Raw genomic sequence first — 9,907 nt, 5'->3', positions numbered from 1 at the left:
TGGTTTGGGCGTGTTGGTATTGCGTCGTAACCGTAAGTAGTAGTTGCTAGTGTTCTTGCCTTGAGAACGAAATAAAAAATGGGTGGTCATCATGACCGCCCATTTTTTATGCGTACCATTTCTGTGCTGGAATCTAGGTTCCCTTATACTTTTGGCATGACTGAATCACAACAAACACCGCTAGATCAAGCGGCACAACAATATATTTATGATCTCGCCGCTTTAACACCTACTGTGGCAACCCAATGGGGCATTGCAGGTTATGACGATCAGCTCGAAGATTTCAGCCCTGAGTATCACGATGCAGTGGCTGCTCGTACCAAGCAGATGCTGGACGACGTCGAAAAGCTAGAAGGCTCTGACATTGATAAAGCCGTGATGCGCGATCGCCTTGGGATCGAGCTCGAGTTGCACGCGCGTGGAGAGAATCTGCGCGACCTGAACAACATCACGTCTCCGGTACAATCCATTCGCGATTCGCTGGCGCAAATGCCTCCGGAGCATCGTCCAGGTCGTTTGGCGAAGGTCCCGGCTGCGTTGGCTGGCTATCAGCGTTCCTTGGAGGCAGCAGCTGCAGAGCAAAAGATCGCTGCTGCGCGCCAAATTGATCAAGTACTCAAGCAGCTAGAACCGATGGCAAGTGGCGAGTTCTTCGCTGAAATGGGTGCTCAGGCGGATATCGATCGCGCCGCTCAAGCCTGCGGCGAATTGGCTACCTGGTTGCGCAATGAGCTGCTGCCGAAAGCACCGACTGCAGACGCTTTCGGCCGCGAGCGCTATGAGCTATTTAGCCACGAATTCGTCGGCGCGAAGGTAGATCTTGACGAAGCCTACCAGTGGGGTCAGGAGCGCTTGGCTGAAATCATCGACCAGCAGCAACAATGCGCAACTGAGCTGTACGGCGCTGGAGTCAGCGTTGCCGAGGCCATCCAGCGTCTGGACGCCGACGAGCGCTACACCTTGCACGGCGTTGATGCGCTGCAAGCTTGGATGCAGGAAAAGGCAGATCAAGCGGTTGCTGATCTCGCCGGCGTGCATTTCGACATTCCAGAAGAAATGCGCACCATTGAGGCATGCATCGATCCTGCTGGTACCGGCGGCATTTTCTACACCGCGCCAACCGAGGATTTCTCGCGTCCAGGCCGCATGTGGTGGTCGGTTCCTGCTGGCGAGGACACCTTCCATACCTGGCAAGAACTGACAACGGTCTACCACGAAGGTGTGCCTGGCCATCACTTGCAGTTGGGTATGGCAATCGCGCAGCGCGAACATCTGAATTTGTGGCGCCGCATCGGTACCTGGAACTCCGGCCACGGCGAAGGCTGGGCACTCTACGCAGAAGCGTTGATGGCTGAACTCGGTTATCTTGACGATCCTGGTTTCCGCATGGGGCTTTACGACGCCCAGCGCCTGCGTGCCGCACGCGTGGTCTTAGATATTGGTGTTCACCTTGGCAAGACCACTCCAGAAGGCGGCCAGTGGAGCTTTGAATATGCCAAGCAATTCCTGCGTTCACATGTAGCAATGTCTGATGCCAACCTTGACTTCGAATTGCATCGTTATTTCGGTTGGGCAGGTCAGGCGCCAAGTTATGCGTTGGGTCAACGTCTATGGCAACAAATGCGTGCCGCTGCGAACGAGAAGGGCATGAGTGCTCCTGACTTCCACGCGAAGGCACTGGCACAGGGCTCTATTCCAATGGATATTTTGCGCGCAGTGGTCTTTGATTCTTAATTCAGTAAACGCTGGTAGCACAAACCCCATTTTTTGTTGAACTGCTCCTCATGAATCGGGCTGAGAAATCAGATACCGAATCGTGGGGAGCATTTCATGTTCGAGAAGGGGAGAATTTGAAAATTGCTGAAAATGAACGCGTGTCCCAATTGTGATTCATTGGTTATACTTCAACTCATATCGCACCACTACAGATCCGGTGCCGTATGGATGGAGGAATAATGGGTTTACGTCGAAAAGCCTTAATAGTGCTGAGCGTTACTAGCGTACTTGGGCTTGGAATACAGTCACCAGCTGCTGAAGCCCAAGAAACTGCTGCACAAAACGTCGCAATGGCTGCGACTGAGACGTCGGCAGCACCAGCTGCAGCGGCGCCGAACTCTGCAGCGCAGGGCCCTGAGAAAGACTCAATACCTGAGTCCGACGAATTCGTCTTGATGCGCCCAATGCAAGATGGTGGTTCCAGCGTAGGCAGCGTTGTAGTGCCAATCATTGTGACAGCCGCGGTGGTTGCAATCTTTGGGCTAATTGCGCATATTGCCGGTTGGTTGAAGCCACCTGCACCTGCGGCACCACCTGTGCCAATGGGTGTGCCAGGTATTCCAAAACTGCCAGCATCAGTTGTGCCGCTCAAGGTCGGCCCACCTGTTCCTGCAGGTTAATCACTTGGCTGAGGTGAATCTATGAAAGGCGTGTGGTGCATACTCGTTGAAAAGTGTGCATCACACGCCTTTGGTTACGTGCTGGTGATGAAAGTAATACCAGTGGTGGCTAAAGCGCCGTACACAATGCCCCATAATGCACTAGAAACTGTCATCCATGTCAGCACGGTAGAACGCTTTGCTCCCAAGGCAAGGAGCGCAATGCAGGTGAATTGACTCGGTAATACAGTTTGTCCCAAAACTGCGACACCAGGAATACCGTATTTTTGAAATCTTGCGTTGAATCGCTGATATTTGGTCGGGCGCTTTCGCGCGTGACCTTCTGCGGGGTCAGTTGCTTCGGCTTGAATCCGACTTCGGAATCGGTCTTGTAGCTGAGTGCCGAGTGTCATAATGACAACTATGGAAATGACATTACCGAGAATAGCTGCAGGAATGGCAATAATTGGTGCAATACCGATCACCACGCCAAAGGCAGCGCCGAAATAGGATTCTAAAAACGGAACGCATCCGGCAAGAAATGGGCCAAACCATTGCAACCATTCGGGAAGTGTTTGCGTCCACTCGCGGAGATGTTCAAACATGAGGCAAGCTACCTTTCGGTGATACATTAAAGAATGAATGAAAAAAGTACTGGTACGGCGTACTAGTACGGTGTGCTAGTTATGTTAGTACAGTGTGCGAGAAGGGGCAACTGTGGATCGGAAACAGCAGATACTTGAAGCTGCAAAACGCATGATGGACGAACATGGTATGCAGGCCGTCAGCGTCCGTAGTGTCGCTGCCGCAGCTGGTATTGGCCCAAGCACGTTGCGCTACTATTTCCCCACGCAACAAGCGCTTTTCGACGCCTTGGCACAGCACTTTGTCGATGAAATTTCCGATACGATTGCGTTTGATCCGGAGCATCCACGCCAGTATTTAGAAACTGCACTTGCCCAACTGTGTCCTATGGAATCGAACCAGCGTCGTCAAGCTCGCGAAGGCTTAATCCTGTTGCTGCAGCATGTCGATGAATTTGAAACACCACCAGTAGAAGCCCAAAAATATATTGAGCAACTCCAGTTGAAGATCACGCACTGGTTGCACACGCTGGAACAACACAATGTGCGATTGATTGCGCCAGTTTCACAGCTGACTTTGGTAGCCGATGCGTTTATGAATGGCCTGAGCTATGGCATAGTCACCGGGATATACCAACCAATGCAAGCAACCCAAGCGTTGCGAGATTTTGTGGCCAGCATCGTCCCTAATCCGACAACCGGCGGCGGGCAATAGCGCCGCATTGCGATATTTCATGCAAAGACAATCGCGTATCGACGCATTTTTGCTGGTGGTGGCCGCTGAAAATGTTAAAAATTCCACAATTGGCCAAAATCTGGCCGCTGAATGCTGAAGTTTATCTGAATTGGTGGCACACTAGGGGTATGGCTAATGGAAAACTAGTACTCCTCCGTCACGGACAGAGCGAGTGGAATGCATCGAACCAGTTCACTGGTTGGGTGGACGTAAATTTGACCGAGCAGGGCGAAGCTGAGGCAAAGCGCGGCGGTAAACTGCTGAAAGAAGCAGGCATCTTGCCAGACGTTTTGTACACCTCTTTGCTGCGTCGTGCAATCCGTACCGCAAATATCGCATTAAGCGAAGCTGATCGTCACTGGATCCCAGTGGTTCGCGACTGGCGTCTGAACGAGCGTCACTATGGTGCGCTCCAGGGTCTGAACAAGGCTGAGACCAAGGACAAGTACGGCGACGAGCAGTTCTTGGCATGGCGTCGTTCCTACGACACCCCACCTCCAGTGCTTGACGACGACAACGAGTACTCGCAGGTTCACGATCCACGCTACGCGAACCTTGATGAAGTTCCTCGCACCGAGTGCCTCAAGGACGTTGTGATTCGCTTCGTTCCATATTTCGAAGAAGAAATTTTGCCACGTGTGAAAAATGGTGAGACTGTATTGATTGCAGCTCACGGTAACTCCTTGCGTGCGTTGGTCAAGCACCTGGATAACATCTCTGACGATGATATTGCAGAGCTGAATATCCCAACCGGTATTCCACTGGTATACGAGCTTGACGCTGAGGGTACTGTCGTCAATCCTGGCGGTACGTACCTTGATCCAGAAGCTGCGGCTGCTGGCGCTGCTGCTGTTGCAGCACAGGGTGCAAAGTAACCCTTTAGATACCTCACACACCTGTTGTACTTCTTTGGAAGTATTACAGGTGTGTTTTGTTTTCCCAAGCTGCTTGCGTTGCAGGATGAATCCTAAATACTTCCACTGCAAGTGCAGGATCAGAAATTTGCGAGCGTGCCTGTGCACGCTGAGTGAGGTGCTGGGCCAGAATCTCAAACGTGGCATCTCCTATTAAGGAACGCAATTCTGGTTCACAGCTTTTCCACAAGGGTTGCGCATTTTCGTGGCATCCTGGTGAGGTCGTGCAATACCAATCAAAATCTTCGCCGCCTTCACCCCAGCCGCGTCGATCATATTCGGTAATAGTGGTGCGCAAAATTTCTCGACCATCACCGCGTTGTTCATAGGCTTCAAGGCGTCGTAAAGGCAATTGCCAGCAAACCTCGGGTTTGATAATTGTTAAATCCTCGTCGTGGTCCAAAGCCCATTGATGCAAAGCACAACCCGTACCAGTTGGCCAGCCTGTGCGATTGGCAAAAATACAGGCACCTGCAACAACTACTGTTTTTAAGGCAGGCTCTGGTTCGCCTTCTTCATTTTCCAGCTCATCCCAGAGCAGCCACGGTTCAAGCTGCGACTCATCTGCCTGCTCAAAATAGGTATCGGTGGTTTGCGGGCGCAGCTGCCAGTAGTGCGCTGGCATTCGCGAAACGGCATCGCGAAGCTGTTCGCGATCGTCTTCATCTACTAAAAAGGCGCCATGATTACAGCAACCAAATTCCGGATGTTCCGTACTAATGCCACGGCACGCTTGGGTGCCAAAGCCGCATCGATAATGTGATTCCAACCAGGTGAGATCAAAGGAAAAAATGTGTTCAGGATCTTCCGGGTTTAAGCATTCGAACCATTGGCGCGGGAAATCTGGTGCAAGTTCTGCCCCGGTACGAATCGACTTTGCTGCAGGTGAGCGTTTGGGGAATCCTAAGTGCACTGGTTGTGGCATACTGTATAACCCTAGACGGCTGGTGCGGCAAAGCAAAAAGTTTTTGCGCGGTGCTGGGCTGTGCCGACGTGCGGTGCCAGGTTGTGATGTCACGCAGTGCAGTGACAGAGCCAATGGCATAGCGCTATCATTAGTACAACGATAGGTCGGTATCGACGAAGATGACGATCTAGGGAATATTTTCCTCACAAAGTATGCTTGGTAAGGATAGTATTTACAGTAAGCCCCCATGAATGAAAGGGGGGTAATTTGAATACATGTGTGACAAGACTTGAGTATTCAGTGTTGTTCGTGGGTAAGGTAGAGACATGAGTGAAAAGCAGCTAACGGTCGCTGAGTTGCTGGCGAAGTCTGGCAAAGCAGGCAGTCGTCCTCCGCAACGGCGCCGCCGCCGCAGCATTGAAGAAGGTGGCGTTTCTGTTGCCGAATTAACAGGAACAATCCCAAAGGTTGATGCGAAGCCTGTTGAATCCAAACATTCAAGCGAACCATTGGATTCTCCTGCAGCACCTGTGGCAGCTCCACTTGTCGCTGATGCGCCCGATACTGATGCTGCATCGTCTGTGGAGACGCCAGGGGACGTCGTCAAGCGCCCTGCTGCCGCGGAGAAAACGCCAAGTACTGATGAAACTATCGTGTTGTCGGTCGTCAGCGAAAGCGATCCGATTCGTTTGACTACTGGTCCGATTACCGCTGAGCACGCAGTTGTGACGCCTGAGGCTTTGACGACGACGGCTGCGGTGCCATCGCATTTGGAGTCTGCACAGACTTCCACAGAGCTGGAATGGCCTGAAGATGACGATTTTGTGGAAACAGACGTCCAGCCTGAAGAAGAAAAGATGTCGATTTTGACCATCGCCGGCATGGTGTTCGTGGGCGTGATGATCGGCGTTGCAATTTTCAGCGGATTCCAAGTGCTGTGGGCCACCATGGATAAGCTACCGGTGTCTGCTTTTGCCGTGATCGTGACCCTTGGTGTGATCGTCGCCGTGAAATTAATGCGCACGTCGCGTGATGGTGTGTCAATGACTTTAGCTGGCTTAGTTGCCCTCGTGATGACATTCGGACCACTGCTGGTAGTCTAGCTTCACCTTTTCGGCCTTCCCGTGTGGAGGGCCGATTTTGTATGTCAAGGTGCAAATGAGCAAACTTTTTGGCAAGGTAATGGTATGACTTCAATAGCAGTAATTGGCGGCGGCAAAATCGGTGAAGCACTTATCGCAGGGCTTATCGACGGTGGCGTGGACCCCAAAGACATCCATGTGACCACTCGAACCGAGCAGCGTAGCGGCTATTTGCGCGATACCTACAGTGTGCTGCCATTTGCGGAAAACGCCTTGGCCGTTGATGGTGTAGATATTGTGTTCTTATGCGTGAAACCCTATGACATTCTCAAGGTAGTGGAAGAAATTTCTCGCGCAATTGACCATAACGACGCGACAACAGTTGTCTCGATGGCAGCAGGTATCACTACCAATGCTATTGAAGACGCACTTGCCGCTGGTGCGCCAGTGATTCGAGCCATGCCGAATACTCCTATGTTGGTAGGTAAAGGCATGATCGCATTAGCTCCTGGACGATTTGTCGATGCTGAGCAGCTCGAACGTGTGGTTACGCTGCTGCAAAATACTGGTGGCGTTCGAGTAGTTGCAGAAGCTGATATGAATGCTGTGACCGCACTGTCGGGTTCGTCACCGGCGTATTTCTTCCTTATGGTTGAAGCAATGATCGATGCCGGTATTAGCTTGGGATTAAACCGCGAGGCCGCCAAAGATCTGTGCGTGAATGCCATCTATGGTGCCGCTGCGATGCTGACCGAAACTGGTGAAGAACCAGCAGTGCTGCGGGCGAATATTACCTCTCCTGGCGGATCCACGATTGCAGCGATTCGAGAGTTTGAAGAATCCGGTTTGCGTGCAGCTGTCTACCGCGCAACTGAAGCCTGCACGAAGCGTGCTGAAGAACTCGGATAACTGTTGGGCCTGAAGTGTGCCGAACGAGGGCACCCGGCGCCTTTTGTCCCTTATTTCACATATACCCCTTTGAATCGCAAATAAAACGTAATTAACTGCAGTTTTGTTTCGTCTCAAGGGGTATTTTTTGTTTCTAAGGCATATTTTTTTCACTTTCGTTCGCATTTGTCACAGGTTTCACGCTAGGATAAGAACAGCACGTGCGTGTTTGACCTGCGGGAGGGGAAGCCTGCAGCGCGCTCGACGCTGAAGGGTGAATAACTATGGCCAACGAAGATAATGGCACGTTTTTAACAGTTGCCGAAGTTGCAGAAATCATGCGCGTTTCTAAGATGACGGTCTACCGTCTGGTACATTCTGGCGAGTTGCCAGCAGTACGCGTTGGTCGCAGCTTCCGTGTGCATGAAAAAGCAGTAAATGAATATCTTGATGCTTCATTCTATGAGGTCGGGTAGTAGCATTTAGTGCGGCATACGATTTTGAAAAACGAGCGGCCGTTTGCAGTATTTCCACTGCGAACGGCCGCTGTTTTTATGTCTCGATTTTTCCTATCTTCATTCACTCGGTATGATTAAAGCCATTCGTGTCAGCATCTGCCCAAACACGGGAATATTTGTTGTGTCACGAGTTCTTTTTATGAAAGGTCTCTCGTGGTTTCTTCTAGGTATTCACATGGCAGGGCGAAAGTGCACTTCGAGCTGCTGGAAGCACATCGGTGCTTTACAGTTCGTGCTATGGGCTTTTCGTTGACATCGGAAGTACGTACATCCAACTAGTAAGCGAGGGAAACCGTTATGGGTTCTGTCATCAAGAAGCGCCGCAAGCGCATGTCCAAGAAGAAGCACCGCAAGTTGCTGCGTCGTACCCGCGTTCAGCGTCGTAAGCTCGGCAAGTAAGCCTTATTCTGCAGCAATCCCCTTGAGTTCCTTTTGTCTTGTACACAGGAAGTCAAGGGGATTGTTGTGTTAGCGGTGAAACACCTTCCAGGAAAACGCTGCCGTCAGTAGTGCAGGTAGCCCGAAGGTGCGAACTGCTTTGCGTACACTGCGGTAATCATGGATTTGCCAACCGTATTGAGTGGCGAATTTGCGCAGTTTTCCATCGGGATTAATCGCAACTGGTTGGCCAACCATCGTAAGCATCGGCAGATCATTAATGGAATCGGAATAGGCGGTGCAGGTGGCCAGATCAAGGTGTTCTAAGGTGGCTAGGGCTGCAACGGCGTGTTGTTTACCAGGACCGTGCAAAATATCGCCTACGAGACGACCTGTGAATTTTCCGTCTTTGACTTCTGCAACAGTACCTAACGCGCCGGTGAATCCTAGTCGTTTTGCTAAGATTTGCCCCAACTGTACTGGAGTGGCTGAAACGAGCCATACTTGCTGGCCAGCGGCGATATGAGCTTCTGCGAGCTGTGTAGTGCCTGGCCAAAGTTTTTTGCTGATGTGAGAATCAACAATTTCTTCGCATAGCTCGACGATCTCTGCAACGTTGCGACCAGCGAAGAACTCCAATGCTCGTTGTCGTCCTTCAGCTACGTCCTTGGCATTTTCAGCGCCGCTGACGCGAAACTTGAGTTGTTTCCATGCTGCGAAGGCAATTTGGCGCGGGCGAATATAGCGTTTGCGAGCAAGGCCGATCATAAACACAATCAACGAGGACCCTTGGATGAGGGTGTTGTCGATGTCGAAAAATGCGGCGGCTCCTGTTTCTTGAGTGATTGCTGGGTCGGGGGCCGTTAATTGGGTGGTGCCTGCGGCTTCATAGGATCCAGAGACAGAGTCGAGTCCGGATGTGAAGTCTTTGAGTTCGAGGTTAAATAGCTCATTGACTGCCAGGGCTGCGGCCGCTTCACCAGCTTCTTTTTGTGTGGTGGCGTCGATAGGCGGGAGCGCGAGTTCTTCGACGAAGCGACGCATATTGCCTCGTGAAATACTCCAACTGGCAAGAAAATCCTTGGGGTTTTGATACCACTGAGGTTCGTGGCTGGTCACGATCTATGCGCACCCTTTCATGCGAGTAATAAGGTTATAAGTTAAATCATGCCATTAAATGCCGGCGTTAGCACCTTCTGTATTAAGCTCAGGAACAAACTTGAGGAACAGAAAGGATCGATAATGGCAACGACAGTTGAGCTGATGGTTCGAAAGACTTGTGGATCCTGTACGCGCGTGGCAGCACAGATTCGACCAGTGGTGGCGGCTGCTGGATTAGAGCTGGTCATTCGGGATGTTGATGAAGATGCAGAGCTGAAGACCGAGTACTCCGATCGTGTGCCAGTAGTGGTTATTGATGGGGAAGAATTCGCCTGTTGGGAGGTAGATAATGACGAGTTAGCCCACGCTTTGTTGTGAGCTGCGCTATAACTCGATAGTCTTTATTCAACTAAAGGTGTGGCGA

At 51.3% G+C, this 9,907-nt stretch carries 12 protein-coding genes; 9 read left to right on the top strand and 3 right to left on the bottom strand.

All coding sequences use genetic code 11. From position 1 onward, the window contains the following. The first annotated feature begins 156 nt into the window (after nt 1-156). Together NXS99_RS05395 and NXS99_RS05390 are read left to right on the top strand one after the other, a co-directional pair. Entirely contained in the window at nt 157-1,734 is a 1,578-nt protein-coding gene (locus NXS99_RS05395; RefSeq protein WP_259287630.1) for a DUF885 domain-containing protein, read from the top strand. A 221-nt stretch (nt 1,735-1,955) separates the two neighbouring features. After that, complete coding sequence (locus tag NXS99_RS05390; protein ID WP_259287629.1) at nt 1,956-2,396, top strand: hypothetical protein; 441 nt, start codon at nt 1,956-1,958, stop codon at nt 2,394-2,396. A gap of 74 nt (nt 2,397-2,470) precedes the next feature. On the opposite strand, the gene NXS99_RS05385 is transcribed toward NXS99_RS05390, so the two are convergent. Continuing rightward, nucleotides 2,471-2,980 (bottom strand): small multi-drug export protein, encoded by a 510-nt coding sequence (locus NXS99_RS05385; protein ID WP_259287628.1) that lies wholly within the window; start codon nt 2,978-2,980, stop codon nt 2,471-2,473. A gap of 112 nt (nt 2,981-3,092) precedes the next feature. Here NXS99_RS05385 and NXS99_RS05380 point away from each other — a divergent pair, with 112 nt between their 5' ends. Together NXS99_RS05380 and NXS99_RS05375 are read left to right on the top strand one after the other, a co-directional pair. Beyond that, complete coding sequence (locus NXS99_RS05380) at nt 3,093-3,674, top strand: TetR/AcrR family transcriptional regulator (protein ID WP_259287627.1); 582 nt, start codon at nt 3,093-3,095, stop codon at nt 3,672-3,674. A 149-nt stretch (nt 3,675-3,823) separates the two neighbouring features. Then, nucleotides 3,824-4,570: a phosphoglyceromutase gene (locus NXS99_RS05375; protein WP_259287626.1), complete on the top strand. Its 747-nt coding sequence runs from the start codon at nt 3,824-3,826 to the stop codon at nt 4,568-4,570. A gap of 43 nt (nt 4,571-4,613) precedes the next feature. Here the strand turns inward: NXS99_RS05375 and NXS99_RS05370 are convergent, their stop codons facing one another. Continuing rightward, nucleotides 4,614-5,534 (bottom strand): hypothetical protein, encoded by a 921-nt coding sequence (locus NXS99_RS05370; protein WP_259287625.1) that lies wholly within the window; start codon nt 5,532-5,534, stop codon nt 4,614-4,616. A 308-nt stretch (nt 5,535-5,842) separates the two neighbouring features. Here NXS99_RS05370 and NXS99_RS05365 point away from each other — a divergent pair, with 308 nt between their 5' ends. The 4 genes from NXS99_RS05365 (at nt 5,843) to NXS99_RS05350 (ending at nt 8,403) form a co-directional block, all read left to right on the top strand. Then, entirely contained in the window at nt 5,843-6,619 is a 777-nt protein-coding gene (locus NXS99_RS05365; RefSeq protein WP_259287624.1) for a hypothetical protein, read from the top strand. An 84-nt stretch (nt 6,620-6,703) separates the two neighbouring features. Next, complete coding sequence (proC, locus tag NXS99_RS05360; protein WP_259287623.1) at nt 6,704-7,507, top strand: pyrroline-5-carboxylate reductase; 804 nt, start codon at nt 6,704-6,706, stop codon at nt 7,505-7,507. 263 nt (nt 7,508-7,770) lie between these two features. Then, nucleotides 7,771-7,962 (top strand): helix-turn-helix domain-containing protein, encoded by a 192-nt coding sequence (locus tag NXS99_RS05355; protein WP_259287622.1) that lies wholly within the window; start codon nt 7,771-7,773, stop codon nt 7,960-7,962. A 339-nt stretch (nt 7,963-8,301) separates the two neighbouring features. Beyond that, nucleotides 8,302-8,403: a 30S ribosomal protein bS22 gene (locus NXS99_RS05350; RefSeq protein WP_003402602.1), complete on the top strand. Its 102-nt coding sequence runs from the start codon at nt 8,302-8,304 to the stop codon at nt 8,401-8,403. Between the two features lie 69 nt (nt 8,404-8,472). Here the strand turns inward: NXS99_RS05350 and NXS99_RS05345 are convergent, their stop codons facing one another. Continuing rightward, nucleotides 8,473-9,504 carry an HAD family phosphatase gene (locus tag NXS99_RS05345; RefSeq protein WP_259287639.1) on the bottom strand — a complete coding sequence of 344 codons (1,032 nt, stop codon included), beginning with the start codon at nt 9,502-9,504 and terminating at the stop codon, nt 8,473-8,475. A gap of 120 nt (nt 9,505-9,624) precedes the next feature. Here NXS99_RS05345 and NXS99_RS05340 point away from each other — a divergent pair, with 120 nt between their 5' ends. After that, complete coding sequence (locus NXS99_RS05340) at nt 9,625-9,861, top strand: glutaredoxin family protein (protein ID WP_259287621.1); 237 nt, start codon at nt 9,625-9,627, stop codon at nt 9,859-9,861. Nucleotides 9,862-9,907 lie beyond the last annotated feature (46 nt).

Origin of the sequence: Corynebacterium sp. HS2168-gen11, from assembly GCF_024834075.1 — a bacterium.
GTDB lineage: Bacteria > Actinomycetota > Actinomycetes > Mycobacteriales > Mycobacteriaceae > Corynebacterium.
The sequence above is the reverse complement of the archived record's forward strand: the minus strand, read 5'-3'. Positions and strand labels throughout refer to the sequence as shown.

Coding starts and splice junctions, on each gene's coding strand:
- NXS99_RS05395 (WP_259287630.1), top strand. CDS start 157: ATGACTGAATCACAACAAACACCGCTAGATCAAGCGGCACAACAATAT.
- NXS99_RS05390 (WP_259287629.1), top strand. CDS start 1,956: ATGGGTTTACGTCGAAAAGCCTTAATAGTGCTGAGCGTTACTAGCGTA.
- NXS99_RS05385 (WP_259287628.1), bottom strand. CDS start 2,980: ATGTTTGAACATCTCCGCGAGTGGACGCAAACACTTCCCGAATGGTTG.
- NXS99_RS05375 (WP_259287626.1), top strand. CDS start 3,824: ATGGCTAATGGAAAACTAGTACTCCTCCGTCACGGACAGAGCGAGTGG.
- NXS99_RS05370 (WP_259287625.1), bottom strand. CDS start 5,534: ATGCCACAACCAGTGCACTTAGGATTCCCCAAACGCTCACCTGCAGCA.
- NXS99_RS05365 (WP_259287624.1), top strand. CDS start 5,843: ATGAGTGAAAAGCAGCTAACGGTCGCTGAGTTGCTGGCGAAGTCTGGC.
- proC (WP_259287623.1), top strand. CDS start 6,704: ATGACTTCAATAGCAGTAATTGGCGGCGGCAAAATCGGTGAAGCACTT.
- NXS99_RS05355 (WP_259287622.1), top strand. CDS start 7,771: ATGGCCAACGAAGATAATGGCACGTTTTTAACAGTTGCCGAAGTTGCA.
- NXS99_RS05350 (WP_003402602.1), top strand. CDS start 8,302: ATGGGTTCTGTCATCAAGAAGCGCCGCAAGCGCATGTCCAAGAAGAAG.
- NXS99_RS05340 (WP_259287621.1), top strand. CDS start 9,625: ATGGCAACGACAGTTGAGCTGATGGTTCGAAAGACTTGTGGATCCTGT.